This is a genomic window from Paucisalibacillus algeriensis, from assembly GCF_000577245.1.
GTDB lineage: Bacteria > Bacillota > Bacilli > Bacillales > Amphibacillaceae > Ornithinibacillus.
In genome coordinates this window covers 22841-48411 of record NZ_CBYO010000009.1, presented here as the reverse complement: position 1 = coordinate 48411, position 25571 = coordinate 22841, and the positions used below count along the sequence as shown (strand labels likewise).

The window sequence follows — 25571 nt, the reverse complement described above, 5'->3', positions numbered from 1 at the left end:
ACTGCTCATGTGGAAGCAGTACCTTTTGTCAAAAACTTAATTATATTAGTTCTAAGTTTTTAGCGAATAGACCTAATCTCTTCAATTGATCTACTGCAACTTTTTTCTCTTCAACGGATAGACCACCCATAATTTCACTCATTGCAGCCGCATGCTGCGGGAAGATCTCATCCATTAATTCCGTACCAGCCTCGGTTATGACGGCGTGTGTAACCCTTCTATCATTAGGACATGCTTCACGAGTTAAGAAATTCTTTTCTTCCAATTTATCTACCACGTAGGTAATACTACTACTTGCAAGTAACACCTTTTGTCCGATCTTCTGGATAGGTTGTCCACCTTTATGATATAGCAACTCAAGTACACCAAATTCGGTTAAATTAAGTCCATAACTTTTAATATTTTGAGTAACCTGTTTTTCAATTGCTTCGATAGCTCTCGTTAAAACAATAAAAAGTTTCAGAGAAAGCTCCTGGTCTTCATTAAATTGATTCGATTTGACCATAAATATCAATCCTTTTACTTATTGTAATCAAGTTGAGTATAGTATATCTTATATAATTAGGATTTTCTATGAATTTAATAGTAAATAGTTATTTTTTTCCATTCATGAAGGTTGATAGAAGCCATATCATAAGAGGGATGTGCTACAGGGACTTTTCCCTATAGCACATCCTTTTTGATTAGTCGCATAGAATTGAGGACAACAATAAGCGTAGCACCCATGTCAGCGAAAATAGCAATCCATAAGGTTAACCACCCTGGAATGACTAATAGCAATGCAACGATTTTTAAAGCTAATGCGAATGTGATGTTTTGTTTAATAATTGCTAATGTTTTTCTGCTTAAAGATATGGTATATGGGAGCTTTTCCAAGTCATCTGCCATCAGGGCAATATCTGCAGTTTCAAGAGCGGTATCTGTTCCAGCTCCTCCCATTGCAATCCCAACATTCGCACTTGCTAAAGCTGGTGCATCGTTTATCCCATCTCCAACCATTGCAACATTTCCATATTTCTCTTTTATATTGTTTATAGCTATTAATTTATCTTCGGGTAAAAGTTCTGCTTTTGTTTCTGTTAAACCAAGACTCGACCCAATCGCATTCCCAGTTAACTTATTATCACCGGTTAACATAACAGTTTGTTTGATTCCAAGTTCATGCAGCTTATGAATGATGGTTTTGCTTGATTTACGAATTTGGTCAGCAACCGCAATAAGCGCATCGACTTTAGTTTCTGTTCCTAGTAGCATAACAGTCTTGCCGTCTGCTTGTAGACGACTAATTTTTTCTCGCACTTTACTACCTATGTCCAATATATCTTCAAATAAAGTTGGAGAGCCAATATAATATTCTACTCCCTGCACCGTAGCCTTTGCACCTTTTCCAGTAACAGAAATGAATCCATCCGCTTGATACGATTCTGCATGAACACGAATGGCTTTACGTGTAATCGCAGAAGCAAGTGGATGTTGCGAAAACTGTTCAATTGACTGAGCAATACTTAATATTTCCGACTCGCTTTTATCGGTTAATAATACTATATCCGTTACTTCTGGTTTTCCTTCTGTAAGTGTCCCTGTTTTATCAAAGGCAATCGCATTTAGTCGTCCTGTTTCTTCCAGATGAATTCCGCCTTTAATTAACACACCGTTTCGAGCAGCATTTCCAATTGCTGTTACAATTGCGACTGGTGTTGAAACAACTAATGCACAGGGGCACCCCACAACCAATACCGCTAATCCACTATATACCCATTCTGACCAAGAACCTCCAAATAGTAGTGGAGGTATGACGGCAACTAAAAATGCAATTATCATAATAGCTGGAGTATAATATTTAGCAAATCGATCAACAAACTGCTGGGAAGGGGCTTTTTCAGCCTGTGCCTCTTCCACGAGATGAATTATTTTAGCAATAGTCGTATCTTCTACACGCTTGGTAACGCGTACTTCTAATGATCCTTCTTCATTTATTGTCCCGGCAAATACTTCATCACCAGCTGTTTTATGAACTGGGATAGACTCACCTGTAATGGCAGCTTGGTTGATAGAGGACTGACCTTTTACTACTTCGCCATCCATTGCAATTTTTTGACCTGGTTTAATGATTAGAATATCGCCAATCCGAACATCTTCCACATCAATTTCCATTGTCGCACTTCCACGTCTAATGGTAGCCTTCTTTGGCGCAATATCCATTAATGACTTAATGGATTGACGTGCCTTTTCCATTGAATAACTTTCCAATGCTTCACTTAGGGCAAATAAGAATACTACAACTGCCCCCTCTGCCCACTCACCAATAATTGCTGCTCCAATAATAGCTATCGTCATCAAGGTCTTCATATCAAACTGAAGCTTTAATAAATTTTTCATACCAACTTTAAATAGACTATAACCACCGATTAAGATCGCACTTATGAATGCACCTACTGTAGCAGGGTGACTTTCATCTAACATAAAGTAAAGTACGTAGCCTACCACTGTAAAAAACAGCGATATTATTGTGGTAATATTTTCACGTTTCTTCCAAAAGGATTGCTTCTTCTCAGGCTCGCGACGATTATCCGGATAAACCTTGATTCCATCAAAAGCTCCCGCTTCTTCTAATTCATCAATTGTTGCTGCTCCTTGTACCGTTAACTTAGCTGCACCAAAATTCAACTGAACATCTTCTACACTTGTAATCTCTCGTACATTTTTTTCAAACTTAGCAGCACAGTTTGTACAGGATAAACCTTGTAGTCGATAAACCTGTTTATTTTCCTCCAACTGTGACACCTTCCTTCGAATGTTCTAGTGCAATGGAAACTAGTTGATGCACGTGGTCATCCTTTAAAGAATAGAAAACCAGTTTACCTTCCTTACGGTATTTTGCCAGTCCCATATTTCGAAGTAATCGTAAATGATGGGATGCAGTTGCTGATGTTGAATCAATAATATTTGCAACATCACATACACATAGTTCTTCTTCTAAGGTAAGAGCATAGGTGATCTTTAGTCGTGTTGCATCTGACAATGCTTTGAATATCATTTCAACCCCGGCAACCTCTTCTACTTGTGGCTTTATTTTATTAACCTTTTCCTCAGCATAACAAAAAGTTTCACATGTATCTTTCTCCACTTTTTTCAACACTGTATCCGCCATATTTATCGCCTCATTCTAATATTCGTTTGATTATAGTAATATTGTATGCTGCAAAAGAATATTTTGTCAATTATAATATTCAAATGGGTATTTGAATGATAAAATAATAGTAAGGGGTGATTCGATTGTACAATACCATTGTTGTTGGGGCTGGCCAGGCAGGTCTTTCCATTGGGTATTATCTAAAAAAGACTGGTCTGGACTACCTTATCCTAGATAAGAATCAAGAAATTGGCCAGGTGTGGAGAGAACGATATGATTCTTTAATACTTTTTACATCCAAACAATATAGTTCTCTCCCGGGATCAATAGTAGAAGGTGATTCAAATTCACTTCCAACTAAAGATGAAATTTCATTCTATTTGAAACGATATGCAGAAACGTTTGATTTACCAGTTAGACTTAATACTGAAGTATATCAAATACATAAGAATGGGGATTATTTTTCTATATCTACAAATCAACGAGAGTATAAAGCTAAGAATGTCATTATTGCAACAGGGCCATTTCAGCACCCGAAAATCCCAACTTTTGCAAAAAAACTGGCATCCGAAGTCTTGCAACTACATTCGTCTGAATACAAAAACCCTACTCAATTAGTAGAAGGAAACGTTTTAGTTGTTGGAGGAGGAAATAGTGGAGCGCAGATAGCTGCGGAAGTCTCTAAGGAGAGAACCACCTATCTATCAACCGGTCAAAGTCTAAAGTTTATGCCACTATACATAGGGAAAAAGAGTATTTTCTGGTGGTTTGATAAATTGGGTATATTATCAGCAAGTTCTACCTCCTTCTTCGGAAAAAAGATTCAAAAGCAAGGAGACCCTATTTTTGGTAATGAATTAAAGCAAGCCATTGTTGAAAAGAATGTAAGAATAGTGGGGCGTTCTTTCGATGCAAGGGGAAATACGGTCTTTTTTAATGGGCAAGATCATTTGGAGATACAGAATGTGATCTGGGCAACAGGTTTTAAGCCAGATTATCATTTTCTTTCCAACATTCCAGAGGTTATTAATCAGAACGGAGCCCCACTACATAAAAGAGGAATTACAAATATAGAGGGGTTGTTTTTCCTTGGTTTACCATGGCAATATAGAAGAGGTTCTGCTTTACTACAAGGAATTGGGTATGATGCGAATTACTTAGTTGAGCATCTAAGACAATAGGACAGGTATCCCCCGTCCTATTATTCCTTCTCATACACTTTCAAAGCCTCATATTGGAAACCTACATATTTATAATTTTGCCTCTGGTACATCTCTCTAGGAGTATCATCCCCATCGGCAACTAAAATTACCTTATTATCTTTATAGGAATCCATAACAAACCGCTGTAATTGGCTACCAATTCCTTTACGTTGAAATGGCTCCTTCACAAATAAATTATCAATCTCAACAATTCCTTCGGTTAGAATAACATCTACTGCACCAGCGGGACTTCCTTTATAGTAGGCAATAATTTGAATAACTATACCACTGTCATAATTACGCTTTAGTAGATTCTGTTTCTCTTTTGCAAAGTTCTCGCCATACTTTAGGTCCTGCTCATACTGAAGGAGTAGATAATCCTTCAGCGTCTCCATACCTACCTGTTCAACAAGAATATCTTTAATTGATCGAGCCTCTGGGAATTTGCTTGGTTCAATGGTATATAATTCATTTTTTGCAATGGAGTACTCTTGTTTATTAAGGTACTCATCTAGTTCAGTAGTTGGTTTCTTATCTTGAGGAAAGACAAATTCCACATGATGTTGCCCATGTTTTAAATGAAAGTCACGTAAGAACTGTTCTGTTCCTACAAATTCATGAAGAGTTGGCATTTTCTTGAACGCTATGAAATTACTTGAATATCGATTCAACATTTCTGGGTAATGATAGTGTTTGTATAGATTATTCTCCTTTATAACGTTCCCTATGATGTCGATATTTTTAAATGAAATATTCATGTTTCCCTCTTACCTTTCAGTTATCCTGTGCAAATCATTATGATATTATGGTCTGGATCACGGACTGTGAAGTAGGAAAAGTCCTCAAACCTAATAATCTCAGAGTTGATATCATAATCTAGTTGATTAATATATTCATATGCTTGGTCTATATTCTCTGTATGAAAATTAAATAAAGGATAGTCTAGGAATCCAAGATTTTCCCTTAATCCCGATGGTCCTGCATCTATGGTTATACCTAATTCCTGATTTACCTGTAAGTGGTAAACCGGTCTTATTACTGATGATAAATCATAATCTTGCCCCATTAAGTCACAATACCATTTTACCAATTTTTCCAAGTTACTCACATGAATAAAAATTGTATTCACTTTGTTTTGAATTGGGCTTTTCATTCTAACACTCTCCTATAATAGTTATATCACCTTATATAACGAGTGATAAATAAAAAACCTTACATAGAATTTTAAAAAATATGATAAAAATTTGCTGCGTTTAGTCTCACATCAAGTGTAGCTGCAACCAATTTCATGAAATCATAAGAGAAACAGTAAAACTTCCAATGGATGACCTTATCTTGATGCAATTCCATATAGTGGACATTATTAAGATAAAGATAATTGTCAGACTTTCTTTCCATTTCAATAATAACCGGTTTCCCCCATAACTCGATATACATAACTTCTAAAAGATGTTGTTTATCCACGATTTCTTTCCAATCCTTCAACGAGTTCCGTTTAGCTTCATTAACTCCAAGCTCAACTCCTGAGTGGATGATATCTACCGTTATATTATCATCTAGCATAGAAGCAATTAGCATTGGATCTTTATTTCGAAAACCTGCAATCAGCCTGTCCATAGCTTTATTAGCTTCAATCGGATGTATGGAGTTCGGGAGCGATATTTTCTTCCTATTGTTCTTAAGAACACTTCTTGCCCTACTTAAGCCTGTATAAATCGCTCCTTCAGAAGAACCTATTATTCTGGCAACATCTTGTGCTTTGAATCCAAATCCATCTGAAAGAATTAGTGCTACATATTGCATAGGTGTAAGTTGCTGAACCAGTATCTCTAAGTTTTCATACAGCATATAATCAAATTCTGAGGAGTTTTCCTGTAAAACAAATTCTTTCAGTGGTAGTTGAGTAATTCGATTTTTTCTTATATGGTCAATCCACTGATTGGTAGCTATTCTAAATAAATATGCTTTAGTTTCTACAGGTTGAAATAATTTGGCTAATACAGATAATGACTTTAATAAAGTTTCTTGAACCAAATCTTCCGTATCCCAAGGCGATCCAGTTAGTCTATAACAATACCTCCATAAATCCGAGCGATGGGGCTCTATTTTTTTCTTAAATTCTCTCTCAATTTTTCTTAGTTCATCGCCTATTTGATTCAAATTTTCCATTAGAATACTCTCCTATCATGATTACTTATATGTTTAAACGGTAGATTAAAAACCGTTCATTTGGGTTCTTTTCAAAATATCCAGGTACAACAATTTCCTTATCCAACCTAAAAACACTTTGATTGTCCATATAATATATATAATCCTCCGAAGGATAGTACAAGATGATATCAACTTCTCTAGGAGATTCTTCAACTGAACGAAGAATTCGATTGATGATGCGTTGGAAAATATGGATAGAAAACGGATTAAAGAAATAAAACCGATTGTCTTTTTCAGTAATACCATAATCCTCTGCTCGGCAACATTTAAACTCTACCCTTTGAATCGGTTTCTTTATCTTCTTTGCATATTGTTTTTGGTTTTGGAGAGCCTTCCTATAAGAGATTTCATTCATCTCAACTCCTACCACAGAAGCTTGGTAAAAATAATGAATGAAGAAATTTAATCTTCCTAGGCCACATCCAAAATCAACAACATGGTCACTGCTTTCCAACTCGTACTGTTCAAATAATGCTTCCAATGCTTCATACGGCGTTGGCTCGTATGGATAATAATGACCTAATTGATTTGGGGTACCTTTCTCATTTGTATGTATGTTCAGAAGTTTATCGTACGAGTATTCCTTCATTTAGGGTTCTCCTTTGTAGTATTTATCGTGTTCTAAGGTTCTTTATTTGTATAGACAAGAGATATTCTTCCGTAAGGGGTAGCTAACTTCTGCTTATCTACTTATTCCTATCTCCTCTTCTATTATTTCGCGCTTGTTTTCCCTCGTCAACACGGTTATCATTAAAAGGTATTTAGAAAGGACGTACTTACTTCATGGACAAACGCGTATATTTTTTAATGATTGTTTCGTTTATCGTTGGAATGGTTGAACTGATTATAAGTGGATTATTGGATTTAATTGCTAAGGATTTAAATGTATCCTTAGGAGCTGCAGGCTTTCTAGTGACTATCTTTTCATTAATATTTGCAATCGCCTCGCCAATCCTACTAATCATGACAGCAAAAATTGAACGAAAAAAATTAACGTTAAACTTTTTAATTCTTTTTTTACTTGGGAATATCATATCTGTTATTAGCCCAACTTACGCTATATTATTAACCGGTCGGATTATCTCTGCTTTTAGTGGGGCACTTCTTATTATCTTATGCCTTGTTATGGCACCAAGGCTTGTAGAGCCAAAATACCGTGGACGAGCCATCGGTATTGTATCGATGGGGGTTAGTGGATCGTTAGTGCTTGGTGTACCAATTGGATTAATGCTAGGAGAAATGTTTAGTTGGCGAGCACCCTTTGTTCTTATCTCTATATTAACAGCATTTTCCATTATCGGTGTTTATCTATGGATGGACCGAGTTGAACCAAGTCCCTCTGTACCAATTGGTGTACAGCTCGCTACTTTGAAAAGCCGAAAGATACTGTTTGCACATATTACAACCTTTTTATATATGACTGGACACTCTGTGCTATATACGTATTTAAAGCCTTTTCTACAGGAATCAATGGATTTTGGAGCAACATGGATTAGTATTATCTTTTTGATCTTTGGTGTTGCCGCGGTAAGTGGTGGTGGAATTGGCGGTACATTAGCAGATACACTAGGAACAAAAAGAACGGTGATTTCTGCCATTGTTCTTTTTGGTATGATTATGATGATTATTCCTTTTACAACTGGTATAATGCCAATATTCATAATCAGCCTAATCATTTGGGGCATCATGAGTTGGGCTATTTCGCCTGCTATGCAAAGCTATCTGATTGAGAGTTCACCGGAAACAGCTGATATTCAACAAAGCTTAAGCAATTCCTCTTTACATTTTGGAATAGCTGTTGGTGCTTTCTTTGGTGGAATTATTATTGGACAATTTTCTACTGATGCCAATGCTTTTATTGGAGGGATATTAATTATTGCCTCCCTTGCATCCATGTATATATCGATGAAAAGTGGAAATATAAATAAATCTACAACAACAAACTAACCAAAAACACCCTTGGAGGATGTCCCCCCAAGGGTGTTTTCTACATTAAGCTACATCATAGCCTTGATCTTCAACTGCTTCTAGCAATTGTGCTAATGTTACTTTTGATTCATTATAACACCGTCACCTACCATTGCCACTTTCTTACCTTGCAATTGAATTCTTTTATTCGGTTGGCTTTCGTACACAACGTTTCTTTAAACTAAATTCTCCTTGAACTAAATTACTTGTCTGTTAATAACATTACAAATACACTGCCACAAAAAAACCGAATTCCTTAGAATTAAGTCTTTTTCCTACATATTGCTATTCCAAGTGGAAAATTTTTATCTTCAGTAGCATCTGCTGGCTGAATCAATACACCTTTTTGATAGTAAAAATCTGTATTCTGATACTCATGAAATAAATGTTTAAATTCCTCAACCGTTAACTGGTGAATATGAAACTCCTGTCCACTAGGTATACCCCTTCCTTCCCCAAATGGGGTCGATAAAATTAAAGTCCCTCCAGGCTTTAGCATCCGATATATATTTTGTAAGAATGCTTCTTCTTCTGAAACATGTTCAATCGTTTCAAAGCTAACAATGCAATCAAATACTCCGAGCTTATCTGGGAGTTTCGAATCAACCACATTCCCAACAAGAAACTTAGAAAGCGGATGATAATAGGTAGCCTGTGCATATTTCACTGCATCCTGGTTAATATCAATTCCAATTACTTCATCAATCGTATTCATGTTAGATTTTGCGATAATGTGGGTACCGAATCCTGAGCCACTTGCAAAATCAAGTACTCTTCCATAAACATACTCCCTTGCAAAATGGTATCTTGCTACATGCTCTAACAATAAACCATTCATGATTTTCATTTTTTCTGGTATGACTCTTTCACCTGTATCCTCTAGCATAAATTTCCCCACATTCCTTCATTATAAAATCAGTCTATCACTCCTTTTGACAGACTGCGAAATATATTATTTAGTAGCTTATATATTTAAAGGTATTTTATCCCAATTATTGCTAATGATAGTAAATATAAATCTAGGAAGGAGTACATATATGATTGAATTAGAAACGGAACTAGAAGGAAAAAGGATATACTTCGGAGATGCCCGCAGGTTAGCAAAACAATTTGGTCTTAGTTTGTGTGGGAGTTGGGAGTATGATGGGGCTTTCTTTGATGCAACACTACATCGTGAGGGTGGAGAAACTATTTATCTTCGTATGCCATTCCATGTGTTAGAGGGCATGTTAGATCGAAACGATGCATTCATTGAATTCCGAAAACCATTTGTTATTAAACACGTTGTACATTTAGGCTTAGATAAGGATGAAAATTCCTTACTTGCAGCAACAGGATTTAATCAATTTCAGGCTCCACTTGATAAAGATGGCTATATCCGTGAAAAGAATAAGTGGGAAGAGATTGGTGAAGATGTATCCAATCAGTTTGCTAACGAAATAGCCATACGTAATAAATCTATATCTTAACAAATGAAGAGGCAAGTTTAAATGAAGAATCGAACAATATAGTGCTAATACCTGCTTTGGAAATATACTTCACTTTAACTTCCAGCATAGGGACGAGTAAGCGCAGTCCCAAGCAAGGCTACGGCAGCGAAACATCGCACACAGAAAAAGCGTTTTTCTTTTTCAAGGTACTTATATTTCGGAAGATAGTAAAGCGCAACGACAGCCTTTTCCTTTTATAATCTAGTTTAGTAATGTCCCTACCTCTTCTCGTTTTATGCATTTATAGCTTAAAAAGCTGAAATTCAAAAATACTTAATTTTATACCTGAGACTAAGGCAACATATTCTTTTTATATGTTGCTTTTTGTAATTTCGTCAGTTAATTAACGAAAGTAATTAATTATTTTTCATTTTTGATTAATTTTGATTTTTCTTGACAATTACTTGTGCGTATGTATAGAATACTAGATATGTAAGCGTTAAATATAAATCAAGGAGGCATTAGCACATGAAAAAATTACTATATTTTGGTTTTATAATCACATTAATTCTCATCTTAACCGCATGTGGTGACTCAAATTCAACCTCAGGAGAAGGTGGAGATGACACAGTTTATACAGTTGGAGTTGATACTACATATCCACCATTTGAATATCAAGAAAATGGTGAAATGAAAGGAATCGATATTGATTTAATAAATGCAATTGCTGATGACCAAGGATTCGAAATTAAAATTGAAGCAATGGACTTCAGTGGCATTATTCCAGCAATGCAAGCTGGTGAACTGGATATTGGTATGGGTGGAATGAGTATTACGGAAGACCGAAAGAAAACGGTAGATTTTTCTGATCCTTATTTTGAATCTGGGTTGTCACTAGTTGTTGCTGAAGACAATACAGAGATTTCTAGCATTGAAGATTTAGAAGGAAAGACAATTGCTGTTAAAAATGGAACTACCGGTGCAAATTATGCAACGGAAAACAAGGATGAGTATGGCTATGAAATCATCCAAGTCAAAGACAGTACTTCCATGTTCCAAGAAGTTTCAAACGGTAGTGCCGATGCCTTGTTAGAAGACTATCCGGTCATCAAGTATGCCATTGCTACAAGCGACCTTGAATTAAAAGTTGTGGGAGATAAGTTAAACGGTGATAACTATGGAATCTCAGTATTAAAAGGTAAAAATGATGAGTTATTGAAGAAAATAAATGATGGCTTAGCTAGTTTAAAGGAAAATGGAAAATACGACGAAATTATCAGTAAGTACCTAGGAGAGTAAGTAATCTGTATTCCAAGCGCGCAAGAAGTTAGCGCGCTTTCTTGTTTAAAGGAGCTGAGTAAATGGAGGCAATAATGAATGCCCTTCCATACCTTTTGGAAGGCTTAAAAGTAACTATATATATTTTTGTTATCGCAATTATTCTAGGTTTTATTATAGGACTTATTATGGCATTGTTACGTTTATCACCCATAAGGGCATTAAATTGGATTGCCAAAATTTTTATCGATGCAATTCGCGGAACCCCTATACTAGTTCAATTGTTCTTTTTCTACTTCGGTCTAAACTCCCTTGAATTTATCTCTTTTGATCGAACAACAGCGGGTATTATCACAGTAGCAATCAACGCCGGAGCTTATTTTGCCGAAATAATTCGTGCTGGTATCCAATCCATGGATAAGGGGCAAACCGAAGCAGCACGTTCACTAGGTTTAACTAGTGCGCAAAATATGCGCTATATCATACTTCCTCAAGCATTTAGAAGAATGCTACCAACCTTTACAAACCAAGCAATAATTAGTTTGAAGGATACATCCTTACTATCTGTAATTGGTATTGCTGATTTAACACAACAAGGTCAAATTGCCATCGCTGCAACATTTAAGGCATTTGAAATATGGCTTGTAGTTGGTATTATGTATTTTCTATTAATCTACTTATTATCATTATTATCTAATTTCCTGGAAAGGAGATTTGAATTACGATGACAATGATCGATGTAAAAAACTTAAAGAAATCGTATGGTAAGTTTGAAGTATTGAAAGATATTAGTGTAGAAATTAAAGAAAAAGAAGTTGTTTGCGTAATTGGAGCATCTGGTTCGGGGAAAAGTACATTTCTTCGTTGCTTAAACAGGCTTGAGGAAATCACAGCTGGCCAGGTAATTATTGATGGGCAGGATATAACAGCAAAGGAAGCAAATATTAATAAAATACGCCAGGAAGTAGGAATGGTATTCCAGCAATTTAATTTGTTTCCTCATAAAACAGTATTAGAAAATATTATTCTGGCACCAATGAAAACGCGCGGAACAGCAAAAGCGGAAGCAACTAAAAATGCTATGGAATTATTAGAAAAGGTTGGTTTAAAGGAAAAAGCAGATAGCTACCCTGGTGAATTATCTGGAGGACAGAAGCAGCGTGTTGCGATAGCTAGAGCTTTGGCAATGAATCCGAAAGTAATGCTATTTGACGAACCTACATCTGCTTTAGACCCTGAAATGGTCGGGGACGTATTGGAAGTAATGAAACAGCTAGCACAAGAGGGAATGACAATGGTCGTGGTAACACATGAAATGGGGTTTGCTCGAGAGGTTAGCGACCGCGTTTTATTTATCGATGAAGGTGTTATTGCAGAACAAAATGTACCAGGGGAATTATTTTCGAATCCTAGAAATAAGCGTACACAAGCGTTTTTAAGTAAAGTATTATAAGGAATATGGTTTAATAGCGGGAGTAATTCATGAAGTTTAATTCATCACGGAGTTGCATCAATTCGCATCAGACCACATCTTATTGGTAAAAGCAAATCAAATAGACAGAGTTTCTGCTTTTGCGTTAACTCTGTCCATATCATCTTTCTAACAAACCTATCTACTACCTATCCCTTTTCTTTTGTCCCATCACTACAGCATAATACCAGGATTTGTGAGAAGCTCCATATTTACAAATGGTGAGTTTGAATTTAGCTTACCTTTTATTTGCTTAATAAGTACCTTTTCACCATCTAGCCACTTGTTAAAGTCAAAAATGACGGGTTTCTGATCTCCACCAATCGAAATCCAAGCCCTCATCTCTTTCGGAAAATAGACAGCCGTGTGAAGTGTTCCTGCCCACGCACCATACTTCTCAGAAAATATCCCTCTATCCATATTATTCATCATTTGGAATGCTTGATAGGCATCCTGTGTATCTACGGCTTGCGTATTCATCGTCTGCTGCCTTTTCAAAGATTCATCCATACGATAGCGATTTTCTTCGGTTAACTTTTCAAAATGATTGGTACATGCGTGATTATGGTGGATATCTACCCTTCGTGGAGAAGCCTCCACCACATAAGCCTCGCCACTTTTATCTAATAGAACATAACTGAACGAATGCCTATGTGGAATTTCCTTCAATAAATCTACAGCCTCCTCAACGGATGCACAAGCCTCCAGAATAATCCGTCCAACCATATTACATACAAATCCACTTCCAGACTTTTTCCGATTAACAAAGTTATACCCCATTGCAAGACCCTTTTCATTTAATCCATCGATTCGCCCAGTTATTTGCATCGAAGGCCCAACTACTGCATAGCCCTGATCGGTAGGGTGATAAAACATATATCTCCCCTCATATGAGGCAGGATGATTATCATAATTTCGAACTATATAATCCTTTCCAGTAAAAATAGAGCATCCGCTTCTTCCATACTCCAAATAATACCCACCAAATTCACGAATGGCATCATTAAGATTCCACTGTAGCGCATCAGATAGACCCACGATCTCATCCCATATTCCAGGGGCAAACTTCATTAAGGTGTTTTGAACTTCCTTTTCATCTATAGAAAAATGATATTTTCTTTTCGATCCCCACTGTTTTTCACGGTTGGGAAGAATTGGGGACTCTCTTAATAATTCACCTTGCATATATCCAAAATCATAGTGACTTCCACGAAACTGGATGATATCACTTATTACTTGCTTCATATTAACTCTCCCCTCTTATTAATCATTAGTTTAGTTTATTTTTAAAGAGATATGAAAATTTATGCTTAATCGCATAAAAGAAACATCATTAGACAGTCTACTACTGAGGTGATAAATATGACAAAAGAGCCAGGAAAGAAAAAGTTTGATATGCCTAACCAGGCTAATACCGATGGGGACATTGGTGTTCAAAATGGATTAAGAGCAAATTATCCATTTGATTATTTAAACAAGATGGTCGGGGATTCGGTTAAAGAACATAAAGAATTAGAGGCAGCTAATGAGATTATTGCGGAGAAGGAAATTGGACAGAGCTTTAATAACTCTTAGAATTTCGCTTATTAAAAGAAGCAGGAATAACGTATGGAAGTAGTGTGCAAATGGTAAATCACCCTTCATAAAAAGGTTAGGAACAGGATTTTATTGTGGATTTAGTTTTACTAAGAAAATTTCGTTTGAAGATATGGTTTCTATTACGTGAATATACAAAAAAACTCTGATTGGTTAATCAGAGTTTTTTTGTTGTTTATTACTTTCCTTTATTCATAGGCCTTATTAATGCTGTATAGACTACTCTACCTGTACCTAACTACCTCACCGTTCAAACCAAACTAATATCCCGTCTCCGAAGCCAGTAGTTCTTAATACGAACCCAAAATCCTCCACATCATCAGGTACAGTATAATCTAATACCGCATCCATCTTTCCTTTTAACCATTGATTTTCATCCCAGTCTTCTACTTCAAGTATTGTCACATTCTCCGGATAATATTTTTTCTCATCAACGATAATGGTAAATTCCCTCTTTGGTCGCATTAGATAGGACGTAAAAGGTGAATCCTCTATAACTTCGAAGGTAAATTCAATGGAAATATTCTTCATTCCTTCATCTGCTGGAGGTTGTTTACTTTCAACCTCTGTTGCACTATAAGATAGAATCCAGCTTCCCTTGTCGGTTGTATTTTCACCTTCATTTAATATCTCAAAGAAATTACCATCTACTTTGTCACTATACGTGAATGCATTGTTTTCTTCTGATTTATCCTGCTCAGTAGTGTCAACTGGTTGCCTTATCTCGGCCTCACCTTCTGTCGGACTAAACGCATACTCTACTTCAGCCGCCTTATCAGTAGTTTCAATATTTGGAGCCACCTTAATCATGGTAAATAAAAAGGTACCAACTAACATGACTGCTATTGAAGTAACTACCAACTTCATTCGTTTTTCAGTTACTTTACGATTCGAATAGTTTCCAACCATTCCCTGGTTTGGAACAATTCGCACAGCACGCTCTGCCGGGAATATAGTTCCAACTAAGCCGATTACGATTGGAATAACTCCTGTAGCCAAAATAAAGCCTATTTCTTCAGCTGGGAATTCTCCATATAATCCCCACATCAATACGAATGCAACTGAGAGACCAATAGCTGCTGCGAATAAACCACTGAACACACCTTCAGCTAGAACCAGTCTGCGTATATGCCAACCCTTCCATCCAATTGCTTGAAGTAATGAAATCTCTTCTCGTCTTTCCGAAATATTCTGCCATGTAATTTCAGCAGTAGTTAAAATAGCTATAATTAATGAAACGATAATCGCCACATAATGTGCTAGACCTATTTCTAATGCTATATATTCCCCAAGCATAGAGGTATACATAATCCCTCTTAATCGAAACGTAATATATAAGAATACCGCCAGAAGAGATGTTGGTAAAGCAATAGACGTTACCGAAAGAAGACTCCGTTTCCACTTCCCAATAAAATGATTAAATGCCATTCGATTAATCCCTCTTGCTCGAAATAATCGCTTGCTATTGCCGGATATCTCCCCTGAGCGCATCGCTTCATAAGGAAATATATTTCGTGTGAGTATCATTGGAATAACCGCACCAAGCACATAAATAATAAGCCCAAATAAACCAGTCCATAAGAATCGTGTAAACGTAATTGTTGTATCACTCGATATATGCACAAACCCAAGCATCATCCAGGAAATTATTGCTACAAATAAACCGATAATGCTAGATTCTATAAAAAGTAATCTACTTAACTGGCTTGGTCGCCAGCCAATTGAAAGTAATACAGCAAACTCCTTTCGTCTCGCCAGTAAATTAACAATTCCGGAAGCCCACACATAGACGATAGCTACTGCAATTACACTCCCAACAACCCCCGAAAAACCAATCTTTGTTTCTCTAAAAATAGAAATCGAGGAACCAATATTTACCCACGGTTGTTGAAACCATCCAAAATCACTTTCCTCATTTAATCCTGGGACAAATGTCAATGCCAATTGCGGTGATGATCCTAGTGTGATATCTGTAATCAACCCTGTTCTATTCTCAATTTCAGCAGCGACCTTCTCCAGGATTTCCTGACTCTCATCACTTAAATCCGTAACACCTGCGACTTTAATGCGAATTGCTGAGATTGGCTCATCCCCTAGTATTTTCTCAGCCGCTTCGATTGTCGTTAGCATTCCTGGTGGTTCCGTTAAAAAATTATTAGGATCTCCAACTGGCTTTAATTGTTTAGGAGGATTCACCGGATTCCCATCCTCATCCATCACAAACTCTGCAGTCGCAGGACGATACGTTTCCATAGGAAGCTCAGTAGTTGGATCCTTTGAAATTGTTAGTTCACTAGCATCATAGAAGCCAATCCAATTAGGTTTGATACTAGGATAATTAATGAATTCTTCTTCAATTAGAGCGGGTTCACGATAGGATTCCTGATTTCTATATCTTGGAACCACATCCTCTCCATTTTGAAATGGCACCACTTGATACGTATACGGCCATCTATCTGCATAGGGGCTCGCAATTTCCTGATATTCCAAAGGACTAGGTTTAAAAACCACTCCCGTTATATTGTCCGCTCCAGATTCACCATCCACATCCTCAGATTCCCCTTCAGATTCTATCGGAATCGCTTCACCAGTTTCCCAATCAACACCTGTATTTTCATTAATGAACTGACGAAAAGCCTCTTCCCCAGTATAAGTAAACGTCTCCACAACTTCCCCTTCGATAGAATCTAAATATTCATCCGCACCATTTTTCTTTACTTCTTCCATTACTTCATTTGCATTCTCTTCACTAATAGGGATATTTAAACGCTCAAATGTAATTGTTTCCACTTTATCTACAAATGTTTGTTGATTTACTATGACCGGAAATTCATGATGTCCTCCATTTATTGGATCATAATAATAGCTGTCAGACTCTTCAAAATACCTACTTGTCCCTAAAGGTATAATAGCCTCATCTAAACCAACTAGTTTTGCTTCCTGTTCCGGGTCAATTCCAGCTAAAAGAGAATAGGAGGTGACCGTTACATCTAAACTGGGAGCACCAGCACCGTACCCAAATTTATTGTAATAATCCCAATTAACATTAAGTGGGAAGTGTGAGGTCCCATTTTCAGTTATTTCATATATTCCATTATCTACAGTTGTTTCCATTACCTTTCTGTATATTCCAGGCTCCTCTATTTCCACATCGCCGTAATAAACATCATAGGATGCATAGCCAATCAAAGAAATCGGAGCCGCAACCGCTATGCCTGGAATATTCTTAATTGTTTCATACTGTTCAATACTAATACCACCACTTATACCGCTTAAGTAGTTTGGTTCTAATAACTTCTTATCCTCGGTCAAACTTCGAGTACCTTCTGGTCGAACAACAATATCATACGAAGCAGACCACCGCTGTTGCAGCGTATCCACGATAGTTCCTTTATTTGTTTCCGACAATCCAATTAAATAGGTAAGCCCCGCACTAATAATAAAAGCACCAACGATCAGTAAAATAAACCGTTCCTTCCTCCTCCACCAGTTCTGCCAGATAAAGCGAATCACGGTGTTACACCCACTTTATCCGAAAGCACAACACCATCTTTCATCGAAATAATGCGGTTTGCTTTGGCCGCAAGCGCTGGATCATGCGTTACAAATAGAACACCACAGCCCTCTTGATCATTAAGCTCTTTTAGTAAATCATATATCCGTTCTCCTGTTTCAGTGTCTAAGTTTCCAGTTGGCTCATCCGCAAGTAACCAGCTTGGTTTATGTACAATTGCACGTGCAATTGCTACTCGTTGTTGCTGTCCTCCCGATAATTGAGAAGGAAGTGAATTCATTTTATCCTGAAGCCCAACCTGTTCAAGGACTTCTTTTGCACGTTCTAATTTGTTGTATGGGACTTTTCTAGAGAATAATGGAGTAAGTACATTTTCTAATGCAGTTAAGGTAGGAAGTAGATGAAATTGTTGAAAGATGAATCCTATTTCTTGGAAGCGAAAGTCTGCAATTTTGCTTTTACTTTTCTTCAAAATTTCTTCACTGTCGTAAGTAATTACACCTTCACTGGGCTTGTCTAAAGTACCAATAAGACTTAATAATGTAGATTTACCAGAACCAGAAGGTCCAATAATGGCCGTGAATTCCCCTTTTTCAAAAGTTAAATCAATGTCTTTTAATGCCACCGTTTTCGTTCCATCACCTTTAAATGACTTTTCAACATGTCGACATACAATTTGTTGAATCAAATTTCTCCCCTTCTTCCATGGATAGTTTTTTCTCTATTTAGCATTACCTTACACTTTTGGAAAGTTGGCGTCAATGAATAATTTGAATATTCGTTCTGTTTCAAGGCAATTCTCCTCTCAACAAAAGAGACCCCACTCAGTGGAGTCTCTTGTTTACCTTCTTATTTAACCCTTTAAAACTTTTACTAAATCCGCCTTAAATCCCTCTCTATCAACCACTTCACAAACTCTCACATTCGGCTTCTTACCACTACGGTTATTAATATCAACCATATTATAGCCTCTAGTAATCTCGCCCTTTGTTTCCACATCCACATAATACAAATTCGACTTAGTCATTAGTTTTTCGTTAGCGGCAATTGCAACCAACAATGTATCTGGATGTGTTGTACCATTAATCTTATGTACTTCACGATTAAATCTAAGAACAACCCGATTGATATCCATGAAAAACTTCGAGCGATTCGTTCCTAATTTTTCAATATCCCGATGATCCTCATCTGCCATAACAGAGTACTGGGTACACATATCCCACCCGACCATTGTAATTGGAATACCAGAGTGGAGTACCATCTTAGCAGCTTCTGGATCAACATAGAAATTATATTCTGCTGCTGCGGTTATATTTCCTAGTGAATTGTTCGTGCCACCCATAATATAAATATAGGGAATATCCTTTACTATAGTTGGTTCTTTTTTTATTGCCATTGCAATATTTGTTAATGGAGCAATCGCTAATAACTCAATCTCACCTGGATTCGCTTTTACTGTTTCAATGATAAAATCCACCGCATGCTTTTCTTCCGGGCGTTGCTTCGCTTTTTCAAAGAAAGAGTCCCCCATTCCATCTCTGCCATGAACGTCTTCTACGGTTACATGTCCCTTTTGGTTACCTAAAATTGGCCCTTCATATCCTTTAAAAACTGGAACATAATAATCTGGATTAAATACTTGAATCGTATATAAAGCATTTTCAACCTCTTGATCAAAATCGACGTTCCCACCTGTAATGGTTATTCCTTCTACTTTGAAATGATGAAGTGCTGTTAGAATGGCAATCGTATCATCACCTGCTGTATCTGTATCAATAATCATTCTTCTCATCAGTCTTCCTCCTATGCCACCCATGGTTTAAGTACTCTTTCAACTCGTTCCATGCATTTGCTTAAAATCCTTATTTCATGCAATAATTATAAGCTACTTTCATTTTACAATGCTAGTTAATGATTTCAAATAGAAACTTAATTTCTGATTAAATCATACAAAAAGCACAACTCCTAAGAATTGCGCTCTAGTTTTTTATTCTTCCGCCATTGCCTCTGCTTTCGTCCTTTGAACAGTTCCATGTGGATGATGTGGTGGGGCATAGATTGTATAAAGCTTAAGTGGTTCACTACCCGTATTAGTAACATTATGCCATGTTCCCGCTGGTACCATGATAGCCGAGTCTTCCCTAATCTTTCTTTCAAAACTTAAATTATTTTGGCTCCTACCCATTTGAACAATTCCTCGACCTTCTTCAATACGAATAAATTGGTCCGTATCTGGGTGAATCTCTAAACCAATATCTCCCCCAACCGGAATACTCATTACTGTAACTTGGAGATGTTCTCCAGTCCATAAAGTTCTTCGGTAGTTCTTATTTTGTTCACTAGCGGCTTCAATATCTACTACAAATGGATTAGGACCATAATCTTTCCATTGAACCCTTGATTTCAGTTTTTCTGCTTGCCAATAACCCCATCTTACGTCAGGAGCTTGAGAGTATCCATTGTTTATATATTGCGGTATATAATAAGGGGGCGGATATGGATAACCATAAGGAATATAGTACATTTCTTTCATCCTTTCATAGAAATTCTAAACTATTCTATGCAAATGAGTAGGTAAATGTACATATTGGAAAAAAGGATAAGTTTATTATGAGTTCTTTACTTTCCACCCATCATAATATTCCGCTTCAATTCCTAATTTACCAGTGTTAATCCACTCCAAGGCTTTTAGCACTAATGGTGAGGCATTATCTTCGGTTATCACATTCTCCGTGACCCAAACAGCTCCAAGTGAATCTTGTCCATCAAATTGTTCAGGGGTGCTTATTTCCCCACCTACTTTTCTTACTAAGTAATATACAGCAATATGATGGACATGGGTATGGCCATTCCATTCCCAAGGAAGCACGAAATCAATGACACCAATATTTTTGATGATTTCAATTTCAATCCCGGTCTCTTCCTTGAACTCCCTTTTCATTGCCTCTGCAAGACTCTCTCCTTCTTCTAAACTACCACCTGGTAAATCAAAGCGATTCTTATATGGTCCACCATTTTTGTTGATAACCAAGACTTTATGACCCACCTCACAGATTCCATATACACCGAAGGCTTGATGGTACTTTTCATTATTTGACAAGTTAATCCCCCCAACGGGACAGAGGGACAGGTTTGTTGTCCCAGGGACAACAAACCTGTCCCTCTGTCCCAAATCTATGACCATTATAGTACTTAACACAATCAAATAATATCCAAACCATTGTGACTACCCAAATATCATCTAATAATCTAAATTTCTATTGACAAGTATCCCTTTTATCATAGAAAATGGTAACCATTACACAAGCAGGAGGAAACATATTTTGGATCAACGCGAACAGTTTACTACAAAATTGGGATTCATTTTAACAGCAGCCGGTTCTGCCATCGGACTTGGTGCAATTTGGAAGTTCCCTTACATTGCCGGTCAAAATGGTGGTGGCGCTTTTTTAATCATCTTTATTTTATTTACCATTATTCTTGGGCTTCCACTTCTTATGGCAGAATTTACAATTGGTAGAACTACACAACGAGACGCTATTACTTCTTTTAAACAAATAGCTCCAGGAACAAAGTGGCATTACATAGGAATCTTAGGTATGGTTACCTGTTTCATTCTATTATCCTTTTATAGTGTTATCGGTGGTTGGATAATCACCTACTTGATAAAAGTGATCACAGGTGGCTTGAACCATCTTGACAGCCAACAATATGCCACTGTATTTGAAGAAACCATCTCAAACCCCATTGGGAGTTTATCGGTTCAATTTGTGTTTATCGTATTCACTATTATTGTTGTAGCTAAAGGACTTCAAAAAGGAATTGAACGTGCAAGTACCATTATGATGCCAGCCTTAACGGTCCTATTTATCATTCTAGTAATCCGTTCTATAACGTTAGATGGTGCTTCAAATGGGATTTCTTTTTTATTTCAGCCTGATTGGTCAAAAGTTACATCAAAGACCATTTTGGAAGCAATGGGACAATCATTTTTCACACTCAGCATAGGCGTGTCAGTTATGATTACATATAGTTCTTATTTGCCCAAACAACAGAGTTTGCCTAAATCTGCATTGTCGATAGTTGGCATGAATGTTGCTATCGTACTTTTGGCAGGTCTAGCCATTTTCCCTGCTGTATTTTCATTTGGCCTTTCCCTTGATGCGGGTCCAGTACTACTATTCAATGTACTACCAACAATTTTTAGCCAATTACCGTTCGGCATGTTATTTTTTGTGGCCTTTCTTATCATATTTCTATTCGCTGCATTGACATCAGCCTTTTCCATGCTGGAAATCATCGTTTCTGTTATAGCCAAAGGGAACAAAGCGAAGCGAAGTAAAGCCTCGTGGATAATTGGTTTGTCAATTTTTATTTTTGGTATTCCTTCCGCATTGTCATATGGTCTTTTAAGTGACTTTACTTTATTTAACAAAACCTTTTTTGATATTGCGGATTTCACCGTAAGTAATATACTTATGCCCATTGGTTCATTACTGATGGCTATATTTGTTTCATTTAAAATGAAGAAGTCAGCTCTATTTGAAGAAATAAAACGTGGAAGTAAAATAAATCAAGCAGTCTTTCAAATTTGGTTTATCTTGATTCGTTATGTAGCTCCTATTTTAATCATTGCAGTAATGCTTGATGTTTTAGGAGTTTGGTAGAACAGAGGAACTGCTACGTTTATAAAAAGCACATGTAAGAGAGACACTTTCCTTTTACATGTGCTTTATTTGTTACTAGCAATACAGACCTTCAAGGATTCATCAATTCCCACTATAAATCCAGCAAAAACTCCCGTGTTTTTTGAAACATGATTCATGCTTCTACATCTAAAGGTGTTATGATTACAGATAATGTGTTACAAAATCCTTATTGGTCAAAGAACTATCTGTTTTCTAAGCGTGTACTTCAATAACTTTAGCTTTGAAATGATTACCAACATTCTTTTTAAGAAATCCATATAAAATAATAAAAAGGTAAGAAAAAGTTAAATAAAGAAGCTGGTTTTCATAATAGAAAACCAGCTTCTCACTCATATATTTAAGCTTCAACATCATAGCCTTGTTCTTCTATTGCTTCTTTCATGGCATCAACGTTTACTTTGGATTCATCAAAAGTAACATCTACAGAACCCGCTTCTAAATTTACTTCAGCTGCTGACACGCCATCTAACTTTTTTAATGCACCTTCAACGGACATTTTACAATGACCACATGTCATGCCTTGTACATTTAAAGTTTTCTCCATGTCTTTTCACCTCCTTTTATTTGGAGAATTGCTTTAAAACTTCCATTAATTCTTCGATTGTTTCTTTACCTTCACCTTGTCTAATCGCATCACTAACACAATGGTTTATGTGTCGTTCTGTAACAGCGAAACCAACATTCTTCAAAGCAGATTGAATCGCACTAATTTGTACAAGAATATCCACACAATATCGATCCTCTTCCACCATTTTCTGTATTCCACGAACCTGGCCTTCTATACGCTTTAAACGGTTAATCACTTTTTGCTTTTCATCTGGTGTTCTTGGTTTACTCGGGTGATCATGTAAGAATTTATCCAAATGAATCACTTCCTTTACCTTTTATTTTTATACTATACCCCCATAAGGTATATTTGTCAATAAAAGTACCTAGGAAATATTAAGGACAAGCCCCAGGAATAGACTCCTGAGGCTTCTTTCACTCTACGTTCTTAAAATTATCCACATACTTGTTTACAATACAAGTTTATATATGGGTTGCATATATATCACTTTAGGCGATTTTTATTTTACTGTTTTGCTGATCGGGTAAATAGAAGTACCAGTATAGCACCTACAAATGCTATGATACCACCCCAGAAAAATGCTTGCTGAAACCCTTCATTTAAGGCAACCACTAATGACCCAGCTGTATTAGAAGCAGTAGTTGCACCTGCAATAGCTACTATTACAGCGAGACCAACTGCAGATCCAATTTGGTAAAAAGTATTGTATAAACCAGATGCAATACCTGACCTTTCTGATTCGACTTCAGACACAGACGCCGTAGTAGCAGGTAAGTAAGCAAGCGCATTACCTAAAGAGGCTATTAACGAAGCAAGTAACACATTCGTCCAATAGTTCCCTTCTACTTGAGCAGTTTGCGAAAATAAGACAGCTCCAGCCCCAAGTAGAATGAATCCAGTAAACATAGTCTTTTTAATTCCGAATTTAGCCATCACTTTTTCCGCTACAAATATCATGAAAATAGCCATAAATATAGGCATAGGTAGCAATGCCATTGCCCCAACAAATGGAGAAAGCTGTAAAACCTGCTGCAAGTATAGAACAAGTATATAAACAAGCGGGAACCATGATGCTGCTATTAAGAAAACAGAAATATTTCCTATTGCAAGATTTGGGGTCCTAAATATATTGAGCGGTAAAAGTGGTTCTTTTTTCTTGGACTGTACCAAAATAAAAATCAGAAGCAAGACAGCACCAACAGCTAAGGGAACTATTGTACCTGCTGACTGCCAACCACTTTTCTCTGCAGTTACAATTCCATAAACAATTAGCATGGAAGAAACAGTAACTAAAATGGCCCCGATATAATCGACATTACCAGTTGCTTTACTCGCCGACTTTTGTAAAAGTTTTGGAGACAAGATAAGTACGATAATTCCAAGCGGAACATAAATAAATAATGTCCAGCGCCAACCTAGTATTTGTGTAATAACACCACCGAAAACGATACCTAATGCTCCACCGGCTGCCCCAGATAGTCCCCAGAAAGCAAGTGCTTTACCCATTTCTTTAGCATTGGAAGAAAAGAGTAGCATAATTAGGGATAGTGCAGCTGGTGCTATGAAAGCAGAGCCTAATCCTTGAATTCCCCGTGCTACGTTTAAACTCATTTCACTCCATGCTAATCCTGCAAACAAGGATGATACAACTAGAATAATGACGCCTAAATTAAATATACGTCGATTTCCGAATAAATCTGCTAACCTTCCACCCAATAATAGAAATCCTCCAAATATAATAAGAAAGGCACTCATGACCCATTGTAAACTTTCTTGACTATATCCGAGTGCTTCCTTAATAGATGGTAGTGCAATCTGAATAATTGCAGCATCCATCATTACAAGGAAATTCGCAAAGCACAACAAAGCTAGTGCTTTCCAACGCTTAGGATCGGGTTGCGAAATAGACTGTGCATGTGTTGACATATTGATATTACCTCCAGTTTTGAATGTTAATTTTGTTTAGATATTCAATGATGGCCAAATCAAGTAAAAGATGAATTATTTTCTTATCACAACAATATAAAGAGCTTTACATTTACATATGAATTGACCCTTGCCGACCCTCTTCAAAACGTCTCCCATTTTTTTTCGAAAATAGGCAGCAATGATCTCATCAACGGTATCGCTCAACTCTTCTGGTGTTAAATTCTCCACTCCAACTTTCTCATTCGTTCCTTAATTCCAGCAATTTCTTCTCGCTAATCACAAACACCATACAGAGGTAGGGTATATAAACTATCAAAAATGTTGGATAATACTCTTTACCAAGAATTTATCACACGTTGTGCAAGTACTAACGTTCTCTACAGGCTTACCACCAGTTGTTGGGGAATAGGAAACGGCATAAGCAATTTTCTCAAATGCACCGCTTAAAACAAAAGCTAGCATTAAAGGAACAAATCTTAAATAACTTTTTATTTTTCATTATCCCTTTCCTATACTCAACTAAATTAAATGTTGCAACGATTAGATTCCAAAACCCAGAAAG

The 25571-nt window shown here is 36.8% G+C and carries 26 protein-coding genes; 8 read left to right on the top strand and 18 right to left on the bottom strand.

The genetic code is table 11. The features are described from left to right. Positions 1-40: 40 nt before the first annotated feature. From TY11_RS06865 to TY11_RS06855, 3 genes are all read right to left on the bottom strand, one after another. Positions 41-505 carry a MarR family winged helix-turn-helix transcriptional regulator gene (locus TY11_RS06865; RefSeq protein WP_042144390.1) on the bottom strand — a complete coding sequence of 155 codons (465 nt, stop codon included), beginning with the start codon at positions 503-505 and terminating at the stop codon, positions 41-43. A gap of 158 nt (positions 506-663) precedes the next feature. Next, the gene (locus TY11_RS06860) at positions 664-2775 is read right to left on the bottom strand and encodes a heavy metal translocating P-type ATPase (RefSeq protein ID WP_042144388.1); all 2112 of its coding nucleotides are present in this window, start codon (positions 2773-2775) and stop codon (positions 664-666) included. After that, positions 2762-3151 carry an ArsR/SmtB family transcription factor gene (locus tag TY11_RS06855; RefSeq protein ID WP_042144385.1) on the bottom strand — a complete coding sequence of 130 codons (390 nt, stop codon included), beginning with the start codon at positions 3149-3151 and terminating at the stop codon, positions 2762-2764. The genes TY11_RS06860 and TY11_RS06855 overlap by 14 nt, the downstream gene beginning before the upstream one ends. 125 nt (positions 3152-3276) lie before the next feature. Between TY11_RS06855 and TY11_RS06850 the strand changes: the two genes are divergently transcribed. Continuing rightward, positions 3277-4314 carry a flavin-containing monooxygenase gene (locus TY11_RS06850; RefSeq protein WP_042144383.1) on the top strand — a complete coding sequence of 346 codons (1038 nt, stop codon included), beginning with the start codon at positions 3277-3279 and terminating at the stop codon, positions 4312-4314. A 20-nt stretch (positions 4315-4334) separates the two neighbouring features. Here the strand turns inward: TY11_RS06850 and TY11_RS06845 are convergent, their stop codons facing one another. The 4 genes from TY11_RS06845 to TY11_RS06830 all read right to left on the bottom strand — a co-directional run bounded on the left by TY11_RS06845 (position 4335) and on the right by TY11_RS06830 (position 7135). Continuing rightward, on the bottom strand, positions 4335-5093 hold the full coding sequence (locus TY11_RS06845; RefSeq protein ID WP_042144380.1) for a GNAT family N-acetyltransferase: 759 nt from the start codon (positions 5091-5093) through the stop codon (positions 4335-4337). A gap of 20 nt (positions 5094-5113) precedes the next feature. Beyond that, a complete protein-coding gene (locus TY11_RS06840) occupies positions 5114-5488 on the bottom strand; it encodes a VOC family protein (RefSeq protein WP_042144379.1) in 375 nt (124 codons plus the stop codon). Between the two features lie 71 nt (positions 5489-5559). Next, a complete protein-coding gene (locus TY11_RS06835; protein ID WP_042144376.1) occupies positions 5560-6504 on the bottom strand; it encodes an RNA polymerase sigma factor in 945 nt (314 codons plus the stop codon). A gap of 25 nt (positions 6505-6529) precedes the next feature. After that, a complete protein-coding gene (locus TY11_RS06830) occupies positions 6530-7135 on the bottom strand; it encodes an SAM-dependent methyltransferase (protein WP_042144374.1) in 606 nt (201 codons plus the stop codon). A 194-nt stretch (positions 7136-7329) separates the two neighbouring features. On the opposite strand from TY11_RS06830, the gene TY11_RS06825 reads away from it, so the two are divergent. Further along, the gene (locus TY11_RS06825) at positions 7330-8493 is read left to right on the top strand and encodes an MFS transporter (protein WP_042144370.1); all 1164 of its coding nucleotides are present in this window, start codon (positions 7330-7332) and stop codon (positions 8491-8493) included. A 283-nt stretch (positions 8494-8776) separates the two neighbouring features. On the opposite strand, the gene TY11_RS06820 is transcribed toward TY11_RS06825, so the two are convergent. After that, on the bottom strand, positions 8777-9400 hold the full coding sequence (locus TY11_RS06820) for a class I SAM-dependent methyltransferase (protein ID WP_042144368.1): 624 nt from the start codon (positions 9398-9400) through the stop codon (positions 8777-8779). Between the two features lie 151 nt (positions 9401-9551). On the opposite strand from TY11_RS06820, the gene TY11_RS06815 reads away from it, so the two are divergent. From TY11_RS06815 to TY11_RS06800, 4 genes are all read left to right on the top strand, one after another. Next, entirely contained in the window at positions 9552-9983 is a 432-nt protein-coding gene (locus tag TY11_RS06815) for a YugN family protein (protein WP_042144366.1), read from the top strand. Between the two features lie 489 nt (positions 9984-10472). Further along, positions 10473-11243 carry a transporter substrate-binding domain-containing protein gene (locus TY11_RS06810; RefSeq protein WP_042144364.1) on the top strand — a complete coding sequence of 257 codons (771 nt, stop codon included), beginning with the start codon at positions 10473-10475 and terminating at the stop codon, positions 11241-11243. A gap of 62 nt (positions 11244-11305) precedes the next feature. Then, complete coding sequence (locus TY11_RS06805; RefSeq protein ID WP_042144361.1) at positions 11306-11950, top strand: amino acid ABC transporter permease; 645 nt, start codon at positions 11306-11308, stop codon at positions 11948-11950. Further along, complete coding sequence (locus TY11_RS06800; protein WP_042144359.1) at positions 11947-12675, top strand: amino acid ABC transporter ATP-binding protein; 729 nt, start codon at positions 11947-11949, stop codon at positions 12673-12675. The genes TY11_RS06805 and TY11_RS06800 overlap by 4 nt, the downstream gene beginning before the upstream one ends. A 192-nt stretch (positions 12676-12867) precedes the next feature. Here TY11_RS06800 and TY11_RS06795 read toward each other — a convergent pair whose 3' ends face one another. Continuing rightward, positions 12868-13938 carry a C45 family autoproteolytic acyltransferase/hydrolase gene (locus TY11_RS06795; RefSeq protein WP_042144356.1) on the bottom strand — a complete coding sequence of 357 codons (1071 nt, stop codon included), beginning with the start codon at positions 13936-13938 and terminating at the stop codon, positions 12868-12870. 117 nt (positions 13939-14055) lie between these two features. Here TY11_RS06795 and TY11_RS06790 point away from each other — a divergent pair, with 117 nt between their 5' ends. Then, the gene (locus TY11_RS06790; RefSeq protein WP_042144354.1) at positions 14056-14268 is read left to right on the top strand and encodes a hypothetical protein; all 213 of its coding nucleotides are present in this window, start codon (positions 14056-14058) and stop codon (positions 14266-14268) included. A gap of 264 nt (positions 14269-14532) precedes the next feature. Here TY11_RS06790 and TY11_RS06785 read toward each other — a convergent pair whose 3' ends face one another. The 5 genes from TY11_RS06785 to TY11_RS06765 form a co-directional block, all read right to left on the bottom strand. Beyond that, the gene (locus TY11_RS06785) at positions 14533-17802 is read right to left on the bottom strand and encodes an ABC transporter permease (RefSeq protein ID WP_052345766.1); all 3270 of its coding nucleotides are present in this window, start codon (positions 17800-17802) and stop codon (positions 14533-14535) included. Then, positions 17799-18491: an ABC transporter ATP-binding protein gene (locus tag TY11_RS06780; RefSeq protein WP_042144352.1), complete on the bottom strand. Its 693-nt coding sequence runs from the start codon at positions 18489-18491 to the stop codon at positions 17799-17801. The genes TY11_RS06785 and TY11_RS06780 overlap by 4 nt, the downstream gene beginning before the upstream one ends. Positions 18492-18656: 165 nt before the next feature. Continuing rightward, the gene (locus TY11_RS06775; RefSeq protein WP_042144350.1) at positions 18657-19595 is read right to left on the bottom strand and encodes a nucleoside hydrolase; all 939 of its coding nucleotides are present in this window, start codon (positions 19593-19595) and stop codon (positions 18657-18659) included. 195 nt (positions 19596-19790) lie between these two features. Then, positions 19791-20327 (bottom strand): cupin domain-containing protein, encoded by a 537-nt coding sequence (locus tag TY11_RS06770; protein WP_052345765.1) that lies wholly within the window; start codon positions 20325-20327, stop codon positions 19791-19793. An 84-nt stretch (positions 20328-20411) separates the two neighbouring features. Continuing rightward, positions 20412-20903, bottom strand: coding sequence for an NUDIX hydrolase (locus TY11_RS06765; RefSeq protein ID WP_042144347.1), 492 nt, complete (start codon positions 20901-20903; stop codon positions 20412-20414). 223 nt (positions 20904-21126) lie between these two features. Between TY11_RS06765 and TY11_RS06760 the strand changes: the two genes are divergently transcribed. Then, a complete protein-coding gene (locus tag TY11_RS06760; RefSeq protein ID WP_042144344.1) occupies positions 21127-22470 on the top strand; it encodes a sodium-dependent transporter in 1344 nt (447 codons plus the stop codon). Positions 22471-22849: 379 nt separating this feature from the next. Here TY11_RS06760 and copZ read toward each other — a convergent pair whose 3' ends face one another. From copZ to TY11_RS21090, 4 genes are all read right to left on the bottom strand, one after another. After that, a complete protein-coding gene (gene copZ / locus TY11_RS06755) occupies positions 22850-23056 on the bottom strand; it encodes a copper chaperone CopZ (protein ID WP_042144342.1) in 207 nt (68 codons plus the stop codon). A 16-nt stretch (positions 23057-23072) separates the two neighbouring features. Beyond that, on the bottom strand, positions 23073-23375 hold the full coding sequence (locus tag TY11_RS06750) for a metal-sensing transcriptional repressor (RefSeq protein ID WP_042144341.1): 303 nt from the start codon (positions 23373-23375) through the stop codon (positions 23073-23075). 209 nt (positions 23376-23584) lie between these two features. Further along, a complete protein-coding gene (locus TY11_RS06745; protein WP_042144339.1) occupies positions 23585-25006 on the bottom strand; it encodes an MFS transporter in 1422 nt (473 codons plus the stop codon). A gap of 315 nt (positions 25007-25321) precedes the next feature. Further along, positions 25322-25471: a DUF1541 domain-containing protein gene (locus tag TY11_RS21090; protein ID WP_155982679.1), complete on the bottom strand. Its 150-nt coding sequence runs from the start codon at positions 25469-25471 to the stop codon at positions 25322-25324. Positions 25472-25571: the final 100 nt, after the last annotated feature.